This is a genomic window from Streptomyces sp. NPDC046881, assembly GCF_040645015.1.
In the GTDB taxonomy this organism is placed as follows: Bacteria; Actinomycetota; Actinomycetes; order Streptomycetales; family Streptomycetaceae; genus Streptomyces.
Map to the genome: position 1 here is coordinate 16,309 of NZ_JBEYXJ010000057.1, position 23,953 is coordinate 40,261.

Consider the following 23,953-nt stretch of genomic DNA (forward strand, 5'->3'; position numbering starts at 1 on the left):
TTCGGTGTTCACTTGGCTGAACGCATCCCGGTCCGACGAAGGGACCCCCCACATGACCCGGTCACGGCTTTCCACGGCGACGGTCACGGCGGCCTGCGCCCTCGCCCTCACCGCGCTCGGCACCGGCGGCGCGGACGCGGCCGACCCGCGCGTCGCGCCCGGCGGCAACTTCGACCTGTCCGTCTGGCAGCTCCAGGAGCCCGTCGGCTCCCCCGGCAAGCCCACCACCATCCCCTCCTCCCGGCTCCAGGGCCCGAACGGCTACCAGGACGCGTACTTCTACACCGACACCCGCGACGGCGCGATGACCTACGGCTCCGCCGCCGACTGGGCGCTCGCCGGCAGCCACCGGATGAGCGCGACCCTGCGGGTGGTGTCCGTGACCAGGAACGTGTGCGTCGGCCAGATCCACCTCGGCTCCGGCGGCTCCTCCACCAAGCCGCTGGTCGAGCTGTACTACCACGCGAACGGTGACATCGTCCTCGGCACCGAGGACTCGCCGTCCGGCGGCCAGACCCAGCACCCCGTCGGGCACGTCTCCGTCGGCAAGACCTGGAGCTACACCATCGCCGTCTCCGGCGGGAACACCGTCGAACTGACGGTGAACGGCGCCACCAGCCGCTACACCATCCCCTCCGCCTTCAAGCCGTACAAGCAGTACTTCAAGGCCGGCTCCTACAACCAGTCCTCCTCCGACAGCACCACCGACGGCGCCCGCGTGGCGTTCTACGGGCTGACCGTCTCCCACCGCTGACACGCGGCCCGACCTGCGCGACTGGTGCAAACGGCGGGACGGTCGTAGCGTCGGGTGCACGCGGTCGGACACAGCACGACGGGTGGGAGCGACCATGCGCGGATCAGTGGTGGGAACGGCGGTCACCCTCGCGGCCGGAGCCCTGCTCACAGCGGCCATGACCACGGCCACGGCCAGTCCGCCGGCCACCGCGACGGCGCCCCGCGCCGACGCGAAGCAGCCCGTCCTGGTCGACTGCTTCTGGCACCGCACCGTCCGTCCCGGCGACTTCATCCTGGCCTGCGGCGACGGCAACAGCCGGCTGACCGGACTCCACTGGTCGCAGTGGAGCCCGGGCGGTGCGACCGCCGTGGGCGTGAACATGGTCAACGACTGCAAGCCGTACTGCGCGGCCGGTGACTTCCACGCGTACCCGGTGAGCGTCCGGCTGGAGGAAGCCAGGCCGTGGAAGAAGCACCCGGGCGTCCAGCACTTCACCCGGATGAGCCTGACCTACCTGAAGGACCGCCCGGAGGGCTTCCAGCAGGTCATGACGTATCCGCTCTGGGACTGACCGCGGGCGTCACCCGGGCGCGCCCGGTGGGGCGTGTGACGGTGGGCCGCGCGGGCGATTCCGCGGCCCGGCTCCCGCCCCCGGCGACCCGTCCCCCGTCATGTTGGTGTGGCCCCGCACGCCGGCGCCTCGCGCGCCGACCGAAAAGAGGTCACATGCCCCGACTCCCCCGGCTGAGCGGCGCCGCCACGGCCGCGCTCGCGCTCGGCCTCCTCGCCGCCGCGCCCGCTTCCGGCCACGAGCCGCTCGTCACGGACGCACGCGTCCTCGCCCACTTCGACCTGGCCGCCGGGCAGACACCCGAGAACATCGCGCTCGACCGCGACGGCTCCGCCGACGTGACCTTCGCCTTCGCCCGGCAGGTCGCCCACGTCACGCCCGAGGGCCGGACGCGGGTCCGCGCGACCCTGCCCGCCGTGGCACACCCGGCCACCCCGCTCGTGCACCGGGCCGCGGTCACCGGCATCGCCCGCGCCCACGACGGCACGCTGTACGTCGGCTACGCCACCGGCACCGACGCGACCGGCATCTGGCGCCTGGCCCCCGACGGCGGCGCACCGCGGCGGATCGCCGCGCTGCCGGCCGACGGGCTGCCCAACGGGCTGGCCCTCGACGAGCGGCGGGGCGTGCTCTACGCGGCCGACTCGGTGCGCGGCACGATCTGGCGCGTCCCGCAGGCAGGCGGCACGGCCACGGCGTGGGCGACGGGCCGGGCACTCGCCCCGCTCCCGGGCCCGCCCGCGCACGGCCTCGGCGCCAACGGCATCAAGGTCCGGAGGGACTCCGTGTGGGTGTCCAACAGCGACCGGGGCACGCTGCTGCGCATCCCCGTCGGCCCGGACGGCTCACCCGGCCCCGTCGAGACCCGGGCCGACGCGCTCCCCGGCATCGACGACTTCGGCTTCCCCGGGTACGGCAGGAGCGTGCTGGCCGCGCTCAACTCCGGCAGCAAGGTCGTCCTGATCCGGCCGGACGGCACGGTCACGGACGTGCTCACCGCGCGGGACGGCCTGTCCAACCCGACCTCCGTGGCCGTCCGCGGCCGGACCGTGTACGTACCGAACTCCGCCCTCACCACCCGGCGGGACCCCAACCTCCTCCTGTCCCGCCTGCGCCACCTCATCGGCCGGGGATAGGAGGAGACCGGTCCCGCCGGCGCGGCCGTCAGACCAGTTCCGCCAGCAGGTCGCCGCCCTCCACCTGCTGGATGCGGGTGATGGCCAGCCGGGAGACGCGGCCCGCCCGGGGAGCGGTGATCGTGGCTTCCATCTTCATCGCCTCGATGGTGGCGATCGTGGCGCCGGCCGCCACCTCGTCGCCCTCGGCGACGGCCAGGGTCACCACACCGGCGAAGGGTGCCGCGACATGGCCGGGGTTGGACCGGTCGGCCTTCTCCGTCACCGGGATGTCGGAGGCCGCCGCGCGGTCACGGACCTGGATCGGGCGGAGCTGGCCGTTGAGCGTGGACATCACGGTGCGCATGCCGCGCTCGTCGGCCTCGCCGATCGCCTGCAGCTCGATCAGCAGCCGGACGCCGGGCTCCAGGTCGACGGCGTACTCCTTGCCCGGGCGCAGGCCGTAGAAGAAGGCCTTGCTGTCCAGCACGCTGGTGTCACCGAAGCTCTGCCGGTGCGTGTCGAACTCGCGCGTCGGGCCGGGGAACAGCAGCCGGTTGAGGGTGGCCCGCCGGTCCTTGGCCAGTCCCTCGCGGTCCTCGGCGGACAGCTCGGGGGCGGGCTTGGGCGCCGCACGGCCCTGGAGCGCCTTGGTGCGGAACGGCTCCGGCCAGCCGCCGGGCGGGGTGCCCAGCTCGCCCCGCAGGAAGCCGATCACCGAGTCGGGGATGTCGAACTTGTCGGGGGTCGACTCGAAGGCCTCCGGGGAGACGCCGGCACCGACGAGGTGCAGGGCCAGGTCGCCGACCACCTTGGAGGACGGGGTGACCTTGACCAGGCGGCCGAGGATGCGGTCGGCGGCGGCGTACATCGCCTCGATGTCCTCGAAGCGGTCGCCGAGGCCGAGGGCGACGGCCTGGGTGCGCAGGTTGGACAGCTGGCCGCCGGGGATCTCGTGGTGGTAGACCCGGCCGGTCGGCGAGGCGAGGCCCGCCTCGAACGGGGCGTAGATCCTGCGCACGCCCTCCCAGTACGGCTCCAGGTCGCCGACCGCCTGGAGGTCGAGGCCGGTGGGCCGCTCGGAGTGGTCGGTGGCGGCGACGATCGCGGACAGCGACGGCTGGGAGGTCGTACCGGCCATCGAGGCCACCGCGCCGTCGACCGCGTCGGCGCCGGCCTGGATCGCGGCGAGGTAGGTGGCGAGCTGGCCGCCGGCCGTGTCGTGCGTGTGCAGGTGCACGGGCAGGTCGAACTCGCGGCGCAGCGCGGTGACCAGCTTGGCGGCGGCCGGGGCACGCAGCAGGCCGGCCATGTCCTTGATCGCGAGGACGTGCGCGCCGGCCTCCACGATCTGTTCGGCCAGGCGCAGGTAGTAGTCGAGGGTGTAGAGCCGCTCGTTGGGGTCGTTGAGGTCGGCGGTGTAGCAGAGGGCGACCTCGGCGATCGCGGTGCCGGTCTCGCGTACGGCCTCGATGGCGGGCCGCATCTGGCCGACGTCGTTGAGGGCGTCGAAGATGCGGAAGATGTCGATGCCGGTGGCGGCGGCCTCCTGGACGAAGGCGTCGGTGACCTCGGTCGGGTACGGGGTGTAGCCGACGGTGTTGCGGCCGCGCAGCAGCATCTGGAGGCAGATGTTGGGGACGGCCTCGCGCAGGGCGGCCAGCCGCTCCCAGGGGTCCTCGGCGAGGAAGCGCAGGGCGACGTCGTAGGTGGCGCCGCCCCAGCACTCCAGGGAGAGGAGCTGCGGCAGGGTGCGGGCCACGACCGGGGCGACGGCGAGCAGGTCCTTGGTGCGCACCCGGGTGGCGAGCAGGGACTGGTGGGCGTCGCGGAAGGTGGTGTCGGTGACGCCGATGGTCGGCGACTGGCGCAGGTGCCGGGCGAAGCCCTCGGGGCCGAGGTCGACGAGGAGCTGACGGGAGCCCGCGGGCGGCTCGCCCGCGGGCAGCGGCGGCAGCTTGGTCAGCGGGTCGAGCAGGTCGGGCCGCTTGCCGTGCGGCTTGTTGACGGTGACGTCGGCGAGGTAGGTGAGCAGCTTGGTGCCGCGGTCGGCGGAGGAGCGGGCGGTGAGCAGGTGCGGGCGCTGCTCGATGAAGGAGGTCGTGACGCGCCCGGCCTGGAAGTCGGGGTCGTCCAGGACCGCCTGGAGGAACGGGATGTTGGTCGCGACACCGCGGATGCGGAACTCGGCCACGGCACGCCGGGCCCGGCCGATCGCGGCGTGGAAGTCGCGGCCCCGGCAGGTGAGCTTGACCAGCATGGAGTCGAAGTGCGCGCTGATCTCCGTACCGGCGTGGGTGGTGCCGCCGTCGAGGCGGATGCCGGAGCCGCCCGGGGAGCGGTACGCGCTGATCCGGCCGGTGTCCGGGCGGAAGCCGTTGGCGGGGTCCTCGGTGGTGATCCGGCACTGGAGGGCGGCGCCGCGCAGGGTGACGGTGTCCTGGGAGAGGCCGAGGTCGGCGAGGGTCTCGCCGGAGGCGATCCGCATCTGGGCCTGGACCAGGTCGACGTCGGTGACCTCCTCGGTCACGGTGTGCTCGACCTGGATGCGCGGGTTCATCTCGATGAACACGTGGTTGCCGTCGCGGTCGAGCAGGAACTCCACGGTGCCGGCGTTGCGGTAGCCGATCTCGCGGGCGAAGCGGACGGCGTCGGCGCAGATCCGGTCGCGCAGGGCCGGGTCCAGGTTGGGCGCGGGGGCCAGCTCGATGACCTTCTGGTGGCGGCGCTGCACCGAGCAGTCGCGCTCGAAGAGGTGGATCACGTTGCCCTCGCCGTCGGCGAGGATCTGCACCTCGATGTGGCGGGGCTCGACGACGGCCTTCTCCAGGAAGACGGTCGGGTCGCCGAACGCGGACGCGGCCTCGCGGGAGGCGGCCTCGATGGACTCGCGCAGCTGGGCGGGGTCCTCCACGCGGCGCATGCCGCGCCCGCCGCCGCCGGCGACCGCCTTGACGAAGACGGGGAAGCCGATCTCCTCGGCGGCGCGCACCAGTTCGTCCACGTCCGTGGAGGGCTGGGAGGAGCCGAGCACGGGTACGCCGGCCGCGCGGGCGGCGGCGACCGCGCGGGCCTTGTTGCCGGTCAGCTCCAGCGTGGCCGCGCTCGGGCCGACGAAGGTGATGCCCGCCTCCTCGCAGGCGCGGGCCAGTTCCGGGTTCTCCGACAGGAAGCCGTAGCCCGGGTAGACGGCGTCGGCGCCCGCCCGGCGGGCGGCGGCCACGATCTCCTCGACGGAGAGGTAGGCGCGCACCGGGTGCCCCGGCTCCCCGATCTCGTACGCCTCGTCGGCCTTCAGCCGGTGCAGCGAGTTGCGGTCCTCGTGCGGGAACACGGCGACGGTGCGCGCGCCGAGTTCGTAGCCCGCCCGGAACGCACGGATCGCGATCTCGCCACGGTTGGCGACCAGCACCTTGCGGAACATCTTGGATTCCCTTCAGCTGCCCTGCCGGCGACGAACACCCTGGTGTCAGCCACGCCCTGCCGTACTCGCGGCCACCTTAGGGGGTGCCCGTACGGGGCGAGGTGCGAAAACCATCACATTGACGAGGTGGCCGGCGCCACAGGGGCACGCCGACCCGGTGGGTGGGCGCGGGGGTCCGTATCACCCGAATGCTCTACAAGCGTTCCGGTGCCGTGCCGGTGCATCACGCAAAGAGCACGGAACCGTTCTGTTTCGATCACGAACTCTCGTATAGTTGCGGCCACTTGACCACCAGTGTCAGCCGTCTCTGCCGCGAGGACCCCACCGGACCGATGACCGCGCCCACGCACCCCGGCGTTCACCCCTCCCTCCGTCCGTTCGCCTCCGCCCTCGCCGTGACCGGTGCGCTGTCGGCGCTCGCGGTCTGCGCGGCCGTGGCGGCGGCGCCCGGCCCGGTGCGCGCCCCGCTCGCCTGGGGCGCGGGCGCGGCGGCCGTCGTGCTCAGCGCGGCGGTGGCCGCCGCCGCGCACGCCCTGCACACCGCGCGCACCACCCGGCGCAGGCTGGAGAGCGCCACCCAGGACATCGGACGGCTGCTGCGGCAGCATGCCCGAAGCGCCGAGGAGGCGCGCCAGGAGCAGCAGCGGCTCATCGACGAACTCGCGCAGCAGCGAACGGAGTTGACGGAGTCGTTCGCGGCCGAGCGGGCCCGGTCGGAGCAGGAGGCCGCGCGCGAGCTGGACCGGCTCCGGCAGGAGAACGACCGGCTCACCGGCGAGTCGGAGCGGGCCAGGCGGGAGCGGGCCACCGCGCTCTCCGCCACCTCCAACGCCGCCGCCCGGATGCAGGCCCTCGCCACCGCCACACTGGCCGACCTGCGGGCGATGGAGGACCGGCACACCGACGAGGACGTGCTGGCCGACCTGCTCCACCTCGACCACCGCACCGCCCAGGCCGGCCGGCTCGCCGACTCCGTCGCCGTGCTCACCGGGGCGCGGTCGGGCCGCCGGTGGGCGCGGCCGATCGGGATGGAGTCGATCCTGCGGGGCGCGATGGGCCGGATCGCCGGGTACCGGCGGGTCCGGGTGCACTCGGTCAGCGAGGCCTTCGTCGCCGGGCACGCCGCCGAGGGCGTGATGCACGCGCTCGCCGAGCTCCTCGACAACGCCGCGAACTTCTCGCCGCCGACCGCCGAGGTCCACGTGTACGTGGAGGAGGTGCCGGCCGGTGTCATCGTGTCGGTGGAGGACAGCGGGCTGGTGATGGGCGAGGTGCAGCTGCGCCGCGCCGAACGGGCGGTCTCCGGTGACATCACCGGCCTCGGCGGCCTCACCGGCACCCGGCTCGGGCTCGCCGTGGTCGGCCGGCTGGCCCGCAAGCACGGGCTGAAGGTGTCGTTCCGGCCGTCGGCGCGCGGGGGCACGGGCGTGCTGATGCTCGTTCCGCAGGACATCCTGACCGGTCCCGCCCCGGACGGGCCGGCCGCCGTCACCCCGCCCCCGGTGAGCAGCCCGCCGGTACCGGAGCCGGCCGCCGTGGACACCGCCGTGGTCCACGAGTCCGCCGCGCCGCCGGAGGAGGGCCCGGCCGGACTGCCCAGGCGCCGCCGGGGCCGTACGCTCGCCGAGGCCGAACGCGCCCGGTCCGCGCCGGGCACCGCAGCGTCCCGCACCGCACCGGCCCCCGACGCGGCCAGGGCCCGCGTCGCCCGCTTCAGCAGCTTCCGCCAGGCGGTACGGCCGTCCGCCCCGGACCCCCGGCAGCCCGACCCGGCGCCGCCCGCGACCACGGCGAACGAGCGGGCCGGCTCCCCGGCGCCCGAGCCGCACCACGCCACGGCCCCCGACGACCTCACGGCCGGGCCCGCACGGGACGCCGTAGGGGACGGTCGTACCGCCGGTGCCCCGCACGGTTCCGCGCCGGACGAGCCGGCCGGCGACTCCTCGTCCGGCGGTGGCCGGCACAGCGACCCCGACCCCTCCCACCCGCACGCGCACCCGGAAGGCGACACCACTTCATGACCGGCCCGATCACCGCCGACGAGAAGCTCACCTGGCTCCTGGAGGGCCTGCTGGAGAGGACCCCGGGGGCCCGGCACGCGCTCGTGCTGTCCCGGGACGGGCTGAAGCTGTGCCGTACGCCGGAGCTGAGCGTCGACCGGGCCGACCAGCTGGCCGCGATCGCCGCCGGCATCCAGTCGCTCTCGCAGGGCGCCTCCGTCGAGTTCGGCGACGGAACCGGCGGGGTGCGCTCGGCGATGACGGAGTTCTACGGCGGTGTCCTGTTCATCGTGGAGGCGGGTGCCGGCGCCCATCTGGCCGTGATCGCCACGGAGGACGCGGACGCCGGTGTCGTCGGGCACAACATGAGCGAACTGGTGGAGCAGCTCGGCGAGCACCTGACCGCTCCGCCCCGTACGTCATGAGCGGACCGGGCATGCACCGTCCGGGCCGGGACGACGCCCCGGACCGGCTGTACACCCTCACCCAGGGACGCACGCGGACCGGCCCCGACACGCCCTTCGACCTGGTCACCCTGGTGGTCGCCGAGTCGGAGCCGGCGGCCGGGATGCAGTCGGAGCACGCGGCGATCCTGAGGCTGGCCCGGTTCCCCACCTCGGTGGTGGAGATCGCCGCCGAGCTGCGGCTGCCCGTGGGCATCACCAAGGTGCTGCTGTGCGACCTGCTGGCGGCGGGCCGGGTCAGCGCCCGTCATCCGCACCGGCCGGCCGTCACCGATCCCGACATCCTGGAGCAGGTGCTCGTTGGACTCCGCAACCTCTGAGACACGCACCCCGTTGGGTGCCTCCGCCGACCAGGGCTTCAAGATCGTGGTCGTGGGCGGCTTCGGCGTCGGCAAGACCACCCTGGTCCGTTCCGTCAGCGAGATCCGTCCCCTGAACACCGAGGAGACGATGACCCGGGCCGGCGAGGGCGTCGACGACGTCCGGCAGGTCCGCGGCAAGACGGGCACCACCGTCGCCTTCGACTTCGGCCGGATCACCCTGGACACCCGCAACGTGCTGTACCTGTTCGGCGCGCCGGGCCAGGAGCGGTTCTGGTTCCTGTGGGACCGGCTGTTCGCCGGCACGCTCGGCGCGGTCGTGCTGGTCGACACCCGGCGGATCGACGACTCCTGGTACGCCATCGACCGGCTGGAGCACCACGGCACGCCGTTCATCGTGGCCTGCAACGACTTCGGCGGCCCGGTCCGCGCCGGCGCGGACCTGCGCGAGGCCCTGGACCTGGACCCGCAGGTGCCGCTGGTCGACTGCGACGCCCGCTCCCGGGAGTCGGGCAAGCAGGTCCTGATCACGCTGGTGCAGCACGTCAAGCACCGGTACGCCGACCCGTCCGTGCGAACGGGCCCGCCCCGACAGGAGCTCGTGTGACCACCCCCGACGCCGTCCCGCTCAGCGGGCCCCGGTTCCAGACCGAACCCGCCACGCTCTACCGGGAGATGCGGCGCGACCACGGCGCCGTGGTGCCGGTCCTGCTCGACGGTGACGTCCCGGCCTGGCTCGTGCTCGGTTACCGCGAACTGCACCAGGTCACCGGCGACCCGGTGCTGTTCAGCCGGGACTCGGACCTGTGGAACCAGTGGGAGAACATCCCCGCGGACTGGCCGCTGCTGCCGATGATCGGGCGCAGGCAGCCGTCGATCCTGTACACGGTCGGCGAACGGCACCGGCAGCGCGCGGCCATGATCGCGAACGCGCTGGAGACGGTGGACCCGTTCGAACTGCGCGGGCACGCCGAGCGGTTCGCGGACGAGCTGATCGACGCGCTGTGTGCCGCGGGCGAGGCCGATCTGGTCGCGCAGTACGCGATGCTGCTGCCGGTGCGGGTGCTGGCCCGGCTGTACGGCTTCCCGGACGAGGACGGACCGGGGCTGGTGACCGCCCTCAACGACATGATCGACGGGCGGGAGCGGGCGCTGGCCGGGCAGGCCCATCTGGCCGCCTCCATGGGGCAGTTGCTGGCCGACCGGAGGAAGGAGCCCGCGCGGGACGTGGTCTCCCGGATGCTCGCCGACGACAGCGGGTTCGGCGACGAGGAGATCGCGCAGGACCTGATGGTGATGATGGCGGCCGGGCACCAGCCGACCGCGGACTGGATCGGCAACTCGCTGCGGCTGATGCTGACCGACGACCGGTTCGCCGCGTCGCTGTTCGGCGGGCGCAACAGCGTCGCCGAGGCGATGAACGAGGTGCTGTGGGAGGACACGCCGACGCAGAACGTGGCCGGCCGCTGGGCCTCCCGCGACACCCACCTCGGCGGCCGGCGCGTCAAGGCCGGCGACCTGCTGCTGCTCGGCCTGCAAGGGGCCAACTCCGATCCGCAGGTGCGCACCGACGCCTCCGCGCTGACCGGCGGCAACAACGCGCACTTCTCCTTCGGTCACGGCGAGCACCGCTGTCCGTTCCCCGCGCAGGAGATCGCCGAGGTGATCGCGCGGACCGGCATCGAGGTGGTCCTGGACCGGCTGCCGGACATCGACCTCGCGGTGCCGGCCGGGTCCCTCGCCCGCCGGCCCTCGCCCTGGCTGCGGGGACTGACCGGGCTGCCCGTCCGGTTCACCCCCGTACTCGCCCGCTGATCCCGCGCCGCCCTCCGCCGGCCCCGCCGTCCCGCCCCCGCCGTACCCGACCCTGCCCTGGGAGGCACGTCACGATGACGACCGGTACCCAAGCACCCCGCATCGCCCTGGACCCCTTCGTCACCGACCTGGACGCCGAGAGCGCGGCGCTGCGCGCGGCCGGCCCGCTCGCCGCCGTCGAGCTGCCCGGCGGGGTCCCGGTGTGGGCCGTCACCCACCACGCCGAGGCGAAGGCGCTGCTCACCGACCCGCGGCTGGTGAAGGACATCGACGTGTGGGGCGCCTGGCGGCGCGGTGAGATACCCGCGGACTGGCCGCTGATCGGTCTGGCCAACCCGGGCCGTTCCATGCTCACGGTGGACGGCGCCGACCACCGCCGGCTGCGCGGCCTGGTCGCGCAGGCCCTCACCCCGCGCCGGGTGGAGCGGATGCGGGAGCGGATCGAGAAGCTCACCCGGGACCTGCTGGACGCGCTGCCCGCCGACGGCTCCCCCGTCGATTTGAAGGCGGCCTTCGCCTACCCGCTGCCGATGTACGTCGTCGCCGACCTCATGGGCATCGAGGAGGCACGGCTGCCCCGGCTGAAGGTGCTGTTCGAGAAGTTCTTCTCCACGCAGACCCCGCCGCAGGAGGTCGTCGCGACCCTGACCGAGCTGGCGGAGATCATGGCCGAGACGGTGGCGGCGAAGCGGGCCGCGCCCGGCGACGACCTGACCAGCGCGCTGGTCCTCGCCTCGGAGGACGGCGACCGGCTCACCGACGAGGAGATCGTCTCCACGCTCCAGCTGATGGTGGCGGCGGGCCACGAGACGACGATCTCGCTGATCGTCAACGCCGTCGTCAACCTCTCCACCCACCCGGAGCAGCGCGCCCTGGTGCTGTCCGGCCAGGCCGACTGGTCGGCGGTGATCGAGGAGACCCTGCGGTACTCCACCCCCACCTCCCATGTCCTGATCCGGTTCGCCACCGAGGACGTGCCGGTCGGCGACCGGGTGATCCCGGCCGGGGACGCGCTGATCGTGTCGTACGGGGCGATCGGCCGGGACGAGAACGCGCACGGCCCGACCGCCGGGGAGTTCGACGTCACCCGCGTGACGCGGAACCGGCACATCTCCTTCGGCCACGGCCCGCACGTGTGCCCGGGCGCCGCGCTGTCCCGGCTGGAGGCGGGGGTGGCCCTGCCCGCGCTCTACGACCGGTTCCCCGGCCTGGAGCTGGCGGTGCCGGCGAGCGAGCTGCGCAACAAGCCGGTGGTCACGCAGAACGACCTGTTCGAACTGCCGGTCCGGCTGTGTCCCTAGCCGCGACGCCCCCCGGCACGCCTTGACTTCGAGAGCGCTCCAACTCGTAGCGTCGCAGACGGCGCGCGCGGCCTTCCCCCACGGGATGCCGGGTGCCGCGATCCGTCGCTAGATGGAGAGAGGCCATGTGCCGCGCCGGAAAGACGATCGAGTACGCAGGAAGGGATTCCCCATGCAGAAGCGCAGGCTGCGGGACCTCCAGGTATCGGCCATCGGGCTCGGATGCATGGGGATGTCCGCCTTCTACGGCTCCGCCGACCAGGGCGAGGGCATCGCGACCATCCGGCGCGCCCTCGAACTCGGCATCGACTTCCTCGACACCGCGCAGGTCTACGGGCCGCTCACCAACGAGTCGCTGGTGGGCGAGGCGATCAAGGGGCATCGCGACGAGTACGTCATCGCGACGAAGTTCAACTACCGGATGGACGACGCCGTGCCCGGCGACATGAGCACGGTCGGCCGGCAGGACGGCTCGGCCGAACATGTGCGGGCCTCGGTGCACGGCTCGCTCCAGCGGCTCGGCACCGACCACATCGACCTGTACTACCAGCACCGGGTCGACCCGGCCGTGCCCATCGAGGAGACGGTCGGCGCGCTGGGCGAGCTGGTCGCCGAGGGCAAGGTGCGGTACATCGGGCTGAGCGAGGCGAGCGCGGAGACCATCCGGCGGGCCCACGCCGTGCACCCGGTGACCGCGGTGCAGAGCGAGTACTCGCTGTGGTCGCGGGACGTGGAGGCGGAGGTGCTGCCCGTCTGCCGGGAGCTGGGCATCGGCTTCGTGCCGTACTCGCCGCTCGGCCGCGGCTTCCTCGCCGGCCGGTTCAGCTCCCCGGACGAGCTGGACGCGAACGACTGGCGTCGGGAGAACCCCCGCTTCACGGACGCTCATCTGCAGGCCAACCTGCGGCTGGCGGAGAAGGTGAAGGAGATCGCCGCCGAGAAGGGGGTGACCCCGGCCCAGCTGGCGATCGCCTGGGTGCTGGCGCAGGGCGAGGACCTGGTGCCGATCCCCGGCACCAAGCGCCGCACCTACCTGGAGCAGAACGCCGCCGCGGTCGACATCGAGCTGACCGCGGACGACCTGGCCCGCATCGACGCCGAGCTGCCGCAGGCGTCGGGTGAGCGGTACGACGAGGCGGGGATGCGGACGGTCAACCGCTAGCGGGCGCACGGGGGCGGGGCCGGTGTGGCCGAGGACACGGCCGGTCGGACCGGGCACGGACGGCGGCGCGGCTGTGAGGAACCCCACGCGTCCTCCAACTCGCCCAGGTGTCCGGGTGGTTGGGGGACGCCGGCCGGGGCGGGCGGTCGCGGTGGCGACGACCGCGGTGTCCCGTCTGCCAGCATGGTCGGCGCCCTGACCAGGCGGCCCGGCCGTGCAATGCCGCCGGATCGACGGGAACCGCCGGTCTGTCCCACCGCCTGGTTGTCGAGTACCCCGCCGTGCCCTCTGCTGTCTCCGCCCTGCCCGCGCCCACGTCCGTGTCCCCCACCGCCCCGGTGTCCCGTTCGCCGTGGCGTTCCCTGCGGTACCGGAGCATGCGCTGGTGGTCGGCCGCGAACTTCGTCTCCAACGCCGGTACGTGGATGCAGCTCACGGTGCAGAACCTGCTGGTGCTGCACATCACGGGCTCGGCGGCGGCGACCGGTCTGTCCATGTCGGTCCAGGCGGCGCCCGCGCTGTTCGTGAGTCTGCTCGGCGGCGCGGCCGTGGACCGCTGGCCCCGGAAGCTGACGGTCACCGTGAGCCAGGCCCTGCTCGGCGCGGTCGCCTTCACGACGGCGCTGCTGGTGGCGCTGGACCGGATCGACATGCCGGCCCTGCTGGTGCTGGCCGCGGTGACCGGCGTCATCGCCACCGTCGACGGGCCCGCCTGCGCGCTGCTCGGCAACGATCTCGTGCCGGTGGCGGACGTACCGTCCGCGATCGGCGTGGGCGCGCTGGTGCACAGCGCCGGCCGGCTGGCGGGCACCGCCCTGGCCGGCGTGACCGTCGGCTTCCTCGGCACGGGCGCCGCCTACGCCGCCAACGGGCTGTCGTTCCTGTTCGTGGCCGCGGTGGTGCCGTTCCTGCGGCCCGCGCCCGGGGCCGCCGCGGAGCCGGCGGCCGGGCCGCGGGCGGCTCCGGCCCCGGCGCGGATGACCGTACGGGAGGGCCTGTCCTTCTTCGCGCGCCGGCCCCGCCTGGTCGCGCTGGCGGGCATCACCGGGCTCAGTTCCGTCTTCGGCCGCAACTACGGCCTGACGCTCGCCGTCCTCGTCACCGGGCCGCTGGCCGGTGGCGCCGGGGCGTTCGGCACGGTCTCCACGGTGCTCGCCGTCGGCGGCATCCTCGGCGCGGTCCTCGGCGCCCGGCTGCGCCGGCCGTCCGTGCGGACCGTGGGTCTGCTCGCGGCGGCGGGCGCGCTGCTCCAGGTGGTGGCGGGCCTGTCCCCGTCCCTGGCCGTGCTGCTGGTGCTGGTTCTGCCGATGGCGATCGTGGAGTCCGTCTCCGACACCGCCGGTACGGCCGTGCTCCAGACCGACCCGCCGCCGCACCTGCGGGGCCGGGTGCTCGGGGTGTGGAGCAGCGTCGGCACGGTGTGGAGCCTGGGCGGACCGCCGCTGCTGGGCCTGCTGATGGAGTGGGCCGGTGCGCGCGGCGCCCTGGTGGCCGGCGGGCTGCTCATCGCCGGGTCGGTCGGCGCGGGTCTGCTGGTGCGCCGCCGCGGCGGACCGGTGCCGCTGACGGTGCGCGCGAAGGACGGCGACCTGACCGGCCGCGAGGCCCTGGGGACGGCGGCCTGACGCCTGCGTCCCCGGTGCCGGCCGGCGTCAGTCGTGCCGGCCGGGCAGGTGGTACACGTGGAAGGCCTGCCCGATCACCGGCTGGGCGACGTTGCGGACGCGGACGCCCCCGCTGGTCATGCCGTGCTCGGTGCCGGCATGGGCGTGGCCGTGCACCGCGAGGTCGGCGCCGCCGGTGTCGATGGCCTCCGCGAGCAGATAGCTGCCGAGGAACGGATAGATCTCCAGCGGCTCCCCGGCCAGGGTGTCCGGCACCGGCGAGAAGTGGGTCAGCGCGATCCGTGCGTCGCAGCCCTGTTCGTCCAGTTCCTTCAGGGCGCTGTGCAGGCCGTCGGCGCACCGGCGGGTGTAGCGCACGAACTCCTTCATGAGCGGTTCGCCGAACTCCCCGGCGCAGCGGCCGACGAATCCGCCGCCGAAGCCCTTGGTCCCGGCGACCCCGATCCGGGCGCCGTCGGCGGTGACGACGGCGGCCTGCCCTTCGAGGACGTGCGCGCCCGCGTCCCGGAGGATCGCGGTGACCTCCTCGGGCCGCTCGTCGTGGTGGTCGTGGTTGCCGAGTACGGCGACGACGGGCACCCCGAGGTCCTTGATCTCCCGGGCCACGATCGCGGCCTCCTCCGGTGTGCCGTGCCGGGTGAGGTCGCCGGCGAGCAGCAGGACGTCGGCGCATCCGGGCAGGGTCTCGAAGGAGGGCCGCAGCGTGCCCTGGCTCTCGGGGCCCATGTGGATGTCCCCGACGGCCGCGACGCGGATCATGTCAGGTCCTCTCCGTGGTCGGGCGAGGAGGTCCCGGCGACGAGCAGGTCACTGTGGACCGGGTGCCCCGCCAGTTCCTCGCGGGCCATGCGCAGGATGTCGTCCCGGCACTGGGTGGACGGCACGGTGCCGGTGAGCAGGACGGCGTCGCCGCGCAGTTCGAGCCGCACCCCGAGCTCCGCGAGGTCTCCGCCGGCCAGGTGCTCGGCGAGGTGGGCGACGCGGTAGTCCAGGCTCCCTGCCGCCGGCGGGGGCGGCGGGCTGGTGTCGGTCATGGCTGCCCCTCCTGGGGGTCGATCACGTTCAGCCGTTCGAGCAGGAAGAGGAACGCGGCGGGCATGGGCTGCTGGCCGCAGGACGCGCGGACCGTGTCCCAGTCGACCTTCTCGCGGACCGCGCGGGCCACCGGCAGCACCGAACCGAAGTCGCAGTAGTGCTCGGAGAAGGCGCTGATCAGGCTGCGGATCAGGTCGGTCGGGCAGAGCACGGGCATGAGCACCGAGTCGACCGGCAGGACGTGCGCCCGGTCGAGCATGTCCCGGGTGACCGGCTGGTGGGCCAGCGCGAAGATGATGTCGATGTTCTGCCCGTGGCAGGTGGTCTTCAGCAGCCAGTCCTCCGGCGGGGTCCGCACGCCGAGACCTGCCTCGCGCAGCGTGGCGGCCACCGCTTCGGCGTCCTCGGGCAGGATGGCGAAGTCGGCGTCGTGCTGGAGGTAGCGGCTGCCGCCGTGGGCGTAGACGGCCACGCTGCCGGCCAGCGCGAAGGGATGGCCGGCGCGTTTGAGCAGCGCGCCGATCGCCTTGGTGGCCTCCAGGATCGCCTGGCTGCGGTCCTGCGGCAGTTCCGACGGTTCGGGCGTGGGCGTGAGCGGGTCCGGCCCCGAGGCGAGACGGAGTTCGGTGACCTCCGGTCGCGTCAGGGGCGCGGTGTCCTCCCCGTTGTGCGTCATGACCTCTCCATTCGGCACCCTGCACCCCCGGGCGGCGGGTCGGTCCCGGGGGTCGTACGGGTACCCGGCGCGCCGCCCGCGACACGGCGTCGCCGGAAAGGTTCACTCCGCCACCACGGGCGCCGGGGTTCCGGTGGTGTGGACCGGGTGTGACGTGCGCGGTACCCCTCGCGGGCGCACGCTGAGAGGCATGGCACCCCCGCTCGGACGCGTGGGCCCGCGGCAGCCGTGGCAGTCGGCGCACGCGCTGCTGGTGCTCCCGGTCGCGCTCATCGCGGCGATCACAGTGGTGGACCTGCGGTCCCCGACCAACGTCCATCTCGGGCCGGCCCTGGTGATCGCCCCCGCGCTCACCCCCTCCTTCGCCGGGCCGCGGACCACGGCCTGTGTCGGGGCGCTCGCGGTGGCCGCCCAGACCCTCATCGGCTTCCACCACGGCGGGATCGGCACCACGAACCACATCGTGCAGATCATCACCCTGGTCGTCCTGGTGGTGCTCACCGTCGTCTACAGCGCGCTCCGGCAGCGCCGGCAGGCCCAGCTGGCCCAGGTCCGCACCGTCGCCGAGGCCGCGCAGCACGTGCTGATGTGGCCGCTGCCCGAGCAGATCGGCCCGCTGCGGATCGCCTCGCTGTACCTGGCCGCGGAGGACGAGGCGCAGATCGGCGGCGACCTGTACGCGGCGACGGTGAGCGACGGCGCGATCCGGCTCCTGATCGGTGACGTCCGCGGCAAGGGGCTACCCGCCATCGGTGAGGCCGCGCTGCTGCTCGGCGCCTTCCGGGAGAGCGCCCACCGGCACATCCCGCTGGCCGAGCTGGCGAACCGGCTGAACCAGAGCGTCACCCGCTACGCGGCCGATCTGGAGACCCCGGAGGAGGAGGGCGAGCGGTTCGCCACCGCCCTCCTCGTGGAGATCCCGGACCGCGACCCGCTCACCCGGATGACCAGCTGTGGTCATCCGCCGCCGCTGCTGCTGAGCCCCGGGCACGCCGTGACGGTCCCGAGCCTGCACCCCTCGCCGCCCCTCGGGGTGCACGTCGGCAGCGAGCACACACTGGACGTGTTCTCGTTCGAGCCGGGTGACACGCTGCTGCTCTACACGGACGGGGTCGTGGAGGCCCGGGACGAGCACGGCCGGTTCTATCCGCTGTCCGAGCGGGTCCTGCGGTGGGCCGAGGACAGCCCCGAGGCCCTGATGCACCACCTGCGGCGCGATCTGCTCGCCCACGTCGGCGGCCGGCTCGGCGACGACGCCGCGCTCATCGCGGTACACCGCACCCACGTCGAACGCCGCCGGCACCACGGCCGCGGGGACCCGGGCCGGAGCGGCTGAGCGAGCGGCCGGCGGCGGCTCCGCGCCCGCCGCGGTGCTCGTGTTCAACTGCCCTTGCGGCAATGTTCGGTTCGGGGGGTGGCCCCTCCTGCGGGGGCGTTGCGAGAATCTGCGGCGGGCATCTCCATCGACCCCGACGCCCGACGTGCGCCCGCTGCGACCCGGGAGGCAACCCGATGCCCGCACCCGTACGACGCCTGCTCGCCGGTCTGGCCCTGCTGCCGGCGCTGCTGTCCCCCGTGGCCGCGCAGGCGGCACCCGGCGGTCCCGCGAAGGGCCGCTTCGACCTCCAGGCGCACCGCGGCGGCCTCGGCCTGACGACCGAGGAGTCCCTGGAGGGCTTCGGCAAGGCGCTGCGGCTCGGGGTGTCCACGCTGGAGCTGGACACCCAGGTCACCAGGGACCTGCGGGTGGTCGTCAACCACGACCGGCAGATCAGCGGCGTCAAGTGCCGGGACACCGGTCCGGTCACGCCCGGCGACCCGATGTACCCGTACGTCGGCAAGTACATCAAGGACCTGACGCTCGCTCAGATCAGGACGCTCGACTGCGGCTACCAGCAGCTGCCCGGCTTCCCCGAGCAGGAGGTCGTCAAGGGCTTCCGGATGGTGGAGCTGAAGGACGTCCTGCACCTGGTCGAGAGCTACCGTGCCCGGGGCGTGCGGCTGAACATCGAGACGAAGGTGGAGGCGGGCGCGCCCGAACAGACCGCGCCCCGCGAGGTGTTCGTCCGCCGTGTCTACGAGGAGATCCACCGCTCGGGCGTCGAGCGGCAGGTCACCATCCAGTCCTTCGACTGGGGTGCGCTCCGGGTGATGCACCGGCTGGCGCCGAGGTGGCCGCTGGTGGCGCTGACGAACTACGACTTCCTGCAGATCGGCAAGCCGGGCGCGTCCCCGTGGCTGGGCGGGATCGACGCCGACGACTACGACGGGGACTTCGTCCGGGCGGCCGCGACCCTGCCCGGGGTCACCACCCTCTCCCCCAACTACGGCTTCCCGCAGAACGGCAAGGTCGGCGACCCCGGGTTCCGGTTCTACTCCGACGCGGCGATGGTCGCGCGGGCGCACGCCCGGGGGCTGAAAGTGGTGCCGTGGACCTGTGACGACCCGGCGACCGTGGAGGCGCTGATGGACCTGGGCGTCGACGGGATCATCACCGACTATCCCGACCGCGTCCGGCGGATCATGGCCGAGCGCGGTATGCCGCTGCCCCGGTCCTACCGGCCGCACGGACGCGGCTGACCGGCTCGGCGGGCGTGAGCCCCGCTCCGAATGGGGCGGGGCGGGACCCACGTCCGGGCCCCTCGTCAGCCGGCCGGCTTCAGACCGGTGATCTTCAGGGTCTTCAGGTCGGACTGGACGTCGATCCGGCTGACCTGCGGGTGCGGGCCGTCGCCCCAGGTGAGCGTGACCCGGCTGGTGGCGTGACCCATTCCGGAACCGGTGTAGGTCACCTTCCACTTCACCGGCACGTTCTGCGCGAACAGGATGCCGTCGGCGTGTTCCTTCTTCTCGTAGGCGGCGACCTGCTTCCGGGCGGCGGCCGAGAGGTAGAAACCGCGCAGCGCCTTGGCGGCGGGCCCGGCCGTGGCGTCGTCGGTGGCCCAGGTGGCGTCGATGTAGGCGCCGTAGAAGTCGGCCACGTGCTGGGTGACGTTGCGCGGGTCGCCCTGGGCGGACGACACGGCGGCGGCGCGGGTGGTGTGGCTCGCGGAGACGCCCGCCAGGGCGGGCGTGACGGCGGCCAGGGTGAGGCCGGCGGTGAGGACCGTTGCGGTGAGCAGGGCCTTGCGCTTGCGGACGGACATGTGCGTCATTCCCCCGGTTTCTTCGCGACCGGTCCGATCCCGGCCTTCGACGGACCTTAAGACCGCGTTTCCCCCGCCCTGGTTCCGCTTCCGCACCTCTTCTTTTCGGTCATTTCGGTGCGCGCCGCTCCCGCCCCTCGACGAGCCGGGCGAGGTTGTCCAGGGCCATGCGGGTGCCCCGTTCGTTGTCCCGGGGCGGGATCGCGTCGGGGACGCCTTCGTGCCGGATCTCCACGTCCGTGCCGCCGTCGGACCCGGTGAGCGTCGTCGTCATGGTCATCGTGGAGCGCAGGGCGTCGTCACCGGTCTCGAAGGCGAGGACCTCGACGACGAGGGCGCCGGGCACGAGCCGGGCGAAGTGACCCCGGTAGGTGTCCGTGCGCCCGCCCGACTTCCCGGCGCCGCCCGGACCGTCGTGGCTGAGGGAGATCCGGAAGGTTCCGCCCTCGCGGGCGTCGAAGGTGTGCACGCGGGCGGTCATGCCGGCCGGCACCCGCCAGACCGCCACCGCCTCCGGGTCGGTCAGGGCCCGGTGGACGGCGTGCGGCGGCGCGTCCACGTGCCGGGTGACTCGGGTGGTGTACATGGGCTCACGGTAGCGGTCCGGCACCGCCCCCGCCGTCGTACGACGGGAGGCGGGGCCGGGGTCCGGGAGGTGGTTCGGACCCCGGCCCCGGGTCTGTCACGGCTTGCGGGCGACCGCGCCGTACATCGCGATGTCCGCGTCCCGGATGCCCTGCTCGCCGCTGCCGTCGGGGTGCCACTTGTGCACCTGGACGATGCCGGGCTCGACCAGGTCGAGGCCGGTGAAGAACTCGTGGGCCTCGTCCAGGGTGCGCAGCCGCATCGGCATGTTGCGGGCCGCGTACTCGTGGGCGACCCGGCCCACCTCCTCCGGCGCGAACTCGGCGGTGCCGATGGACATCGCCAGGTAGCTGCCGGAGGGCAGCGGTTCCAGCAACCGCCGTACGACGCCGACCGCGTCGTCCGCGTCCAGCATGAAGTGGACGATGGCGATGACGGTGAGCGCGACGGGCCGGCTCAGGTCCAGGGTCTCGCGCAGTTCGGGGGCGTCCAGGATGGCCGCGGGGTCCCGGAAGTCGGCCTCGAGGTAGGCGGTGCGGCCCTCGGGGGCGCTGGCCAGCAGGCCCTGGGAGAGGGTGAGCACGATCGGGTCGTTGTCGACGTAGACGACCCGGGACTCGGGGGCCACGGCCTGGGCGATCTCGTGCAGGTTGGGAGAGGTCGGGATGCCGGTGCCGATGTCCAGGAACTGGCGCATGCCCGCCTCCTCGGCGAGCCAGCGCACGGCGCGGTTCATGAAGTCGCGGTTGGCACGCATGTGTACCGGGAGCGCGGGCCACTCCCTCGCCATCGCGTCGCCCGCCTCCTTGTCGGCGGGGTAGTAGTCCTTGCCGCCGAGTATGTAGTCGTAGATGCGGGCGGAGTGGGCGTTCTCGGTGTCGATCCGGTCGGCCGGCCATCCGTTGTCGGGCAACGCCGTGTCTCCCATTCGGTCGAGGGGTCGGGGGCTCCGTGTCACAGGGTGCGGGTGCGGGTCACAACTCCTTGCGCAGCGTGGCGAGCAGGGTCTCCGTCCGCCGGGGGGAGGCGGCCTGGGCGCTCAGCCGGTCCAGGGCCTCCCGGTAGACCACGACGTCCTCCGCCTTGTCGAGGTAGACGGCGCCGACGAGGCCGCCGAGGTAGGCGATGTCGGGTAGTTCACGGGCCCGGAACCGGAAGAGGTGGAAGGCGCCGGCCCGCAGGGCGGGGTGCGGGCCGTTGGCGAACGGCATGAGCTGCACGGTGACCTGGGGCAGCCGGTTGACCTCGATGAGGTGGTCGATCTGCGCCCGCATCACCTCGGGGCCGCCGACCGGCCAGCGCAGCACGGTCTCGTCCATCACCACCCACAGCCGCGGCGGTTCCGGTCTCGACAGCAGTTCCTGGCGGCGCATGCGCAGGGCGACGCGGCGTTCGGTGGTCTCGGCGGAGGCGTGCGGGTTGTCCGCGGTGAGCAGGGCGCGGGCGTAGTCCTCGGTCTGCAGCAGGCCGTGCACGAACTGGTCCTCGTACGCGCGGATCTGCAGGGCCGCCTGCTCCAGGCTGAGGTAGGCGGCGAACCAGTCGGGTATGACGTCCCGGTAGGTGTGCCACCAGCCGCGTTTGTTGGCCTCGCGGACGGACTGCAGGAAGGTGTCGATCTCCTGGCGGTCGGTGACGCCGTAGACCTGGAGGAGTTTCTCGGCGTCCGCGAGCCGCAGCCGGGCCACCTTGGCGGCCTCCATGCGCCGGATCGTGGAGTGGCTGACGCCGATGGCGGCGCCCGCCTCGGCGTAGTTGAGGCCGGCCCGGGTGCGCAGTTCCTCCAGCTGTCGGCCGAGGATCATCCGCAGCACGGAGGGGGCGCCGCCCCATTCGGTCTCCGTGGTCACGCCCCACCCCCCTCGTCCGGTCCCTGGTCCCGCACCTCACCCTTGCACGCGATCGGGCTTGCGAGGCCATTCGATCACGTTCTGGCGGATGCAGCATGCACTTTGCCACTTGCAAATTTCAACTTGCTGGTTGCGGAGCGTGGTTGGCAGGTGCCAGAGTGGACTCACTGCTCCGGCCGACCCATGGAGCAGGCGGCGCGGCCGGCTCGGGGGAGACAGCCGCCGGCACGGCCTGCTGTCAGGCGGTGTGACGTCTGCTGCCCTTGCGGCCGGCCCGATGCCCGCAGCCCCATCCGCGAGGCCGGACGAAAGGCGCACGGCGATGGCTCCGCCCTCCCTCCCCCGACCGCCCCACGACCACGGACCGGAGCGACCGCGCCTGATACGGGGCGGCGTGTTCCGGGCCGTACCGCCGGCTCCGGCCGGCGTTTGCGGACCACCCGGAGGCGAGGGTCCCGGTCGACTCCCTGGGCTCCACGGCCCCGACCGGCTCGCCTCCGGGGCCCCGCTCCCCGGCTCCGCCGACCGCCTCCGGCCCGCGGGCGGTACCGCGGCCTGAGCTACTCCGGTACGGGTGAGGCCTCTTCCACAGCGACACGGAAGGGGCCTCGTCCGCCTCGGCTCCCCCCACCGTCACCCCCCGGACCACCCCACTCGTCCGAAGGACAGTCATGCACCACACCACCCCCACCCCCGCTCCCGCCGCCGACCCGTCCTGGACCCGGACCCACCCCAAGCCCGACTCGCAACGACGGCCCGGCTGAGCCCGGCCTGCGCGGGGGTTACGGCATCCGGCCCGCGACCCGCTAGATTCACCGCCGGTGCGGAGCGTCCGCACCCGTCGGCGGCCCGGCTCTCGTACGGGCACCGGGCCCGCCGCGCCTGCCGTTCCCGCCGGGGGTGCCATGGTCTGGTCGCTGTTCCGCCGCGGCCGGTCCGCGTCCGGGCTTCCCGTGCCGGGGCGGTGTGCGCCCGGCCGGCATGTGCTGGCCACCGAACGGCTGTTGCTGTTCACCCCGCGGACCCGGCTGGACGTGGTGGCCGCGCTGGCCGCGAGCGCGGACACCCAGGCCCAGCGGTGGCTCGGCACCAAGGCGGACGAGGTGCTGCCCGATCCCCGTACCCGCCGGGCCGTGCTGGCCTGGCGGCCCGCCGGCGAGGACGGCCGCCGGATGCCGGACCTCCTGGCCGAACCGTTCAGCCCCGGCCCCGACGACCCGCTCCTGCTGGTCTGCGTGCGCAGGTCCGACCTCAGTTACGCCGGCGCCCTCGAACTCCACCCCGAGCGGGGCGAGATGGGCGGCTGGCTGGCGCCGGGCTGCCGTGGGCAGGGCCTGGGGGCGGAGCTGTTCCGCGCGGGCGTGGAGCTGGCCCACACCCATCTGGGCCTGGCCACGATCCGCGCCGGCGCCGAGCCCGCCAACACCGCGAGCCGGCGGGCCCTGGCCGGCGCGGGCTTCCTCCCCGACCGGGGCCCGCTCCGCCACACCCTGCCCGACGGCCGCGTGATCGACGCGGTCTGGCACCGCCACGACACCCCGACGACCTCCCGGTGCCACTGACCGCGGCCCGCCTCCCTCACGGGCCCCGGCAACAGCCGACGCCGCCCGTGGGCGTGCGGGTTCCACCCGATCCGCCTCCACGTCACGCTCCGCCCCCGGCGACAGTCGCCCCCCACCACCGCCGCCGCCTTCACTCCAGCCCGAGCGACACCCCACACAGGCGGGCAGCCCATCCACCGACCTCGTCCCCCGCGAACAGCAGCCTCCCGCCTGACCTGTCGCCACCCCTCCCCCGCCCGGAGGGGGCGCCGACACCGACCCGGTCGGCCACCGGATCGCCTTCCACCCAGCCCGCCGGCACCCCACCCAGGCGAACAGCCCACCCGCCGACCTCGTCCCCCGCGAACGACCGCCTCCCTCCTGACCTGTCGCCACCCCTCCCCGCCCGGAGGGGGCGCCGACACCGGCTCGGTCGGCCACCGGATCGCTTTCCGCCCAGCCCGCCCGCCAACCTCGGCCCCCGCGAACAGCCGCCTCCCTCCTGACCTGTCGCCACCCCTCCCCGCCCGGAGGGGGCGCCGACACCGGCTCGGTCGGCCACCGGATCGCTTTCCGCCCAGCCCGCC

General features: G+C 73.8%; 22 protein-coding genes. 14 read left to right on the top strand and 8 right to left on the bottom strand.

Going from position 1 to position 23,953, the window contains the following annotated elements; translation table 11 throughout:
• Positions 1–52 precede the first annotated feature (52 nt).
• The 3 genes from ABZ923_RS24855 to ABZ923_RS24865 all read left to right on the top strand — a co-directional run bounded on the left by ABZ923_RS24855 (position 53) and on the right by ABZ923_RS24865 (position 2,443).
• A complete protein-coding gene (locus ABZ923_RS24855) occupies positions 53–754 on the top strand; it encodes a polysaccharide lyase family 7 protein (RefSeq protein WP_361475544.1) in 702 nt (233 codons plus the stop codon).
• Between the two features lie 94 nt (positions 755–848).
• Positions 849–1,307, top strand: coding sequence for a hypothetical protein (locus tag ABZ923_RS24860; RefSeq protein WP_361475546.1), 459 nt, complete (start codon positions 849–851; stop codon positions 1,305–1,307).
• A gap of 155 nt (positions 1,308–1,462) precedes the next feature.
• A complete protein-coding gene (locus ABZ923_RS24865; RefSeq protein ID WP_361475548.1) occupies positions 1,463–2,443 on the top strand; it encodes a hypothetical protein in 981 nt (326 codons plus the stop codon).
• Between the two features lie 28 nt (positions 2,444–2,471).
• Here ABZ923_RS24865 and ABZ923_RS24870 read toward each other — a convergent pair whose 3' ends face one another.
• Entirely contained in the window at positions 2,472–5,846 is a 3,375-nt protein-coding gene (locus tag ABZ923_RS24870) for a pyruvate carboxylase (RefSeq protein WP_361475550.1), read from the bottom strand.
• A gap of 332 nt (positions 5,847–6,178) precedes the next feature.
• Between ABZ923_RS24870 and ABZ923_RS24875 the strand changes: the two genes are divergently transcribed.
• The 8 genes from ABZ923_RS24875 to ABZ923_RS24910 all read left to right on the top strand — a co-directional run bounded on the left by ABZ923_RS24875 (position 6,179) and on the right by ABZ923_RS24910 (position 14,533).
• On the top strand, positions 6,179–7,867 hold the full coding sequence (locus tag ABZ923_RS24875) for an ATP-binding protein (protein WP_361475552.1): 1,689 nt from the start codon (positions 6,179–6,181) through the stop codon (positions 7,865–7,867).
• Positions 7,864–8,271, top strand: coding sequence for a roadblock/LC7 domain-containing protein (locus tag ABZ923_RS24880; protein WP_361475554.1), 408 nt, complete (start codon positions 7,864–7,866; stop codon positions 8,269–8,271). The genes ABZ923_RS24875 and ABZ923_RS24880 overlap by 4 nt, the downstream gene beginning before the upstream one ends.
• Before the next feature lie 11 nt (positions 8,272–8,282).
• The gene (locus ABZ923_RS24885) at positions 8,283–8,630 is read left to right on the top strand and encodes a DUF742 domain-containing protein (RefSeq protein ID WP_361475555.1); all 348 of its coding nucleotides are present in this window, start codon (positions 8,283–8,285) and stop codon (positions 8,628–8,630) included.
• 13 nt (positions 8,631–8,643) lie between these two features.
• Positions 8,644–9,237 (top strand): ATP/GTP-binding protein, encoded by a 594-nt coding sequence (locus tag ABZ923_RS24890; protein WP_361475556.1) that lies wholly within the window; start codon positions 8,644–8,646, stop codon positions 9,235–9,237.
• Complete coding sequence (locus ABZ923_RS24895; protein WP_361475558.1) at positions 9,234–10,445, top strand: cytochrome P450; 1,212 nt, start codon at positions 9,234–9,236, stop codon at positions 10,443–10,445. The genes ABZ923_RS24890 and ABZ923_RS24895 overlap by 4 nt, the downstream gene beginning before the upstream one ends.
• A 74-nt stretch (positions 10,446–10,519) precedes the next feature.
• Positions 10,520–11,746, top strand: coding sequence for a cytochrome P450 (locus ABZ923_RS24900; RefSeq protein ID WP_361475560.1), 1,227 nt, complete (start codon positions 10,520–10,522; stop codon positions 11,744–11,746).
• Positions 11,747–11,918: 172 nt separating this feature from the next.
• Positions 11,919–12,908: an aldo/keto reductase gene (locus ABZ923_RS24905; RefSeq protein WP_361475562.1), complete on the top strand. Its 990-nt coding sequence runs from the start codon at positions 11,919–11,921 to the stop codon at positions 12,906–12,908.
• Between the two features lie 338 nt (positions 12,909–13,246).
• Positions 13,247–14,533, top strand: a complete 1,287-nt coding sequence (locus ABZ923_RS24910; RefSeq protein ID WP_361475606.1) for an MFS transporter — start codon at positions 13,247–13,249, stop codon at positions 14,531–14,533.
• A gap of 27 nt (positions 14,534–14,560) precedes the next feature.
• Here ABZ923_RS24910 and ABZ923_RS24915 read toward each other — a convergent pair whose 3' ends face one another.
• Genes ABZ923_RS24915 through ABZ923_RS24925 form a run of 3 tightly spaced genes read right to left on the bottom strand, consistent with a single transcriptional unit; the run spans position 14,561 to position 16,244 of the window.
• A complete protein-coding gene (locus ABZ923_RS24915; RefSeq protein WP_361475564.1) occupies positions 14,561–15,292 on the bottom strand; it encodes a metallophosphoesterase in 732 nt (243 codons plus the stop codon).
• Positions 15,289–15,567, bottom strand: a complete 279-nt coding sequence (locus ABZ923_RS24920; RefSeq protein WP_361475566.1) for a BON domain-containing protein — start codon at positions 15,565–15,567, stop codon at positions 15,289–15,291. The genes ABZ923_RS24915 and ABZ923_RS24920 overlap by 4 nt, the downstream gene beginning before the upstream one ends.
• Positions 15,564–16,244 (bottom strand): hypothetical protein, encoded by a 681-nt coding sequence (locus ABZ923_RS24925; RefSeq protein ID WP_361475568.1) that lies wholly within the window; start codon positions 16,242–16,244, stop codon positions 15,564–15,566. The genes ABZ923_RS24920 and ABZ923_RS24925 overlap by 4 nt, the downstream gene beginning before the upstream one ends.
• A 190-nt stretch (positions 16,245–16,434) precedes the next feature.
• Here ABZ923_RS24925 and ABZ923_RS24930 point away from each other — a divergent pair, with 190 nt between their 5' ends.
• Positions 16,435–17,580 (top strand): PP2C family protein-serine/threonine phosphatase, encoded by a 1,146-nt coding sequence (locus ABZ923_RS24930; RefSeq protein WP_361475570.1) that lies wholly within the window; start codon positions 16,435–16,437, stop codon positions 17,578–17,580.
• A gap of 176 nt (positions 17,581–17,756) precedes the next feature.
• Positions 17,757–18,824 (top strand): glycerophosphodiester phosphodiesterase family protein, encoded by a 1,068-nt coding sequence (locus ABZ923_RS24935; RefSeq protein WP_361475572.1) that lies wholly within the window; start codon positions 17,757–17,759, stop codon positions 18,822–18,824.
• Positions 18,825–18,889: 65 nt separating this feature from the next.
• Here the strand turns inward: ABZ923_RS24935 and ABZ923_RS24940 are convergent, their stop codons facing one another.
• The 4 genes from ABZ923_RS24940 to ABZ923_RS24955 all read right to left on the bottom strand — a co-directional run bounded on the left by ABZ923_RS24940 (position 18,890) and on the right by ABZ923_RS24955 (position 21,825).
• Entirely contained in the window at positions 18,890–19,399 is a 510-nt protein-coding gene (locus tag ABZ923_RS24940) for a hypothetical protein (RefSeq protein ID WP_361475574.1), read from the bottom strand.
• Positions 19,400–19,499: 100 nt separating this feature from the next.
• Positions 19,500–19,976: an SRPBCC domain-containing protein gene (locus ABZ923_RS24945; protein ID WP_361475576.1), complete on the bottom strand. Its 477-nt coding sequence runs from the start codon at positions 19,974–19,976 to the stop codon at positions 19,500–19,502.
• 96 nt (positions 19,977–20,072) lie between these two features.
• Entirely contained in the window at positions 20,073–20,888 is an 816-nt protein-coding gene (locus ABZ923_RS24950; protein ID WP_361475578.1) for an SAM-dependent methyltransferase, read from the bottom strand.
• 61 nt (positions 20,889–20,949) lie between these two features.
• On the bottom strand, positions 20,950–21,825 hold the full coding sequence (locus ABZ923_RS24955) for a helix-turn-helix transcriptional regulator (RefSeq protein WP_361475580.1): 876 nt from the start codon (positions 21,823–21,825) through the stop codon (positions 20,950–20,952).
• Between the two features lie 905 nt (positions 21,826–22,730).
• Between ABZ923_RS24955 and ABZ923_RS24960 the strand changes: the two genes are divergently transcribed.
• Positions 22,731–23,387 carry a GNAT family protein gene (locus ABZ923_RS24960; RefSeq protein ID WP_361475582.1) on the top strand — a complete coding sequence of 219 codons (657 nt, stop codon included), beginning with the start codon at positions 22,731–22,733 and terminating at the stop codon, positions 23,385–23,387.
• Positions 23,388–23,953: the final 566 nt, after the last annotated feature.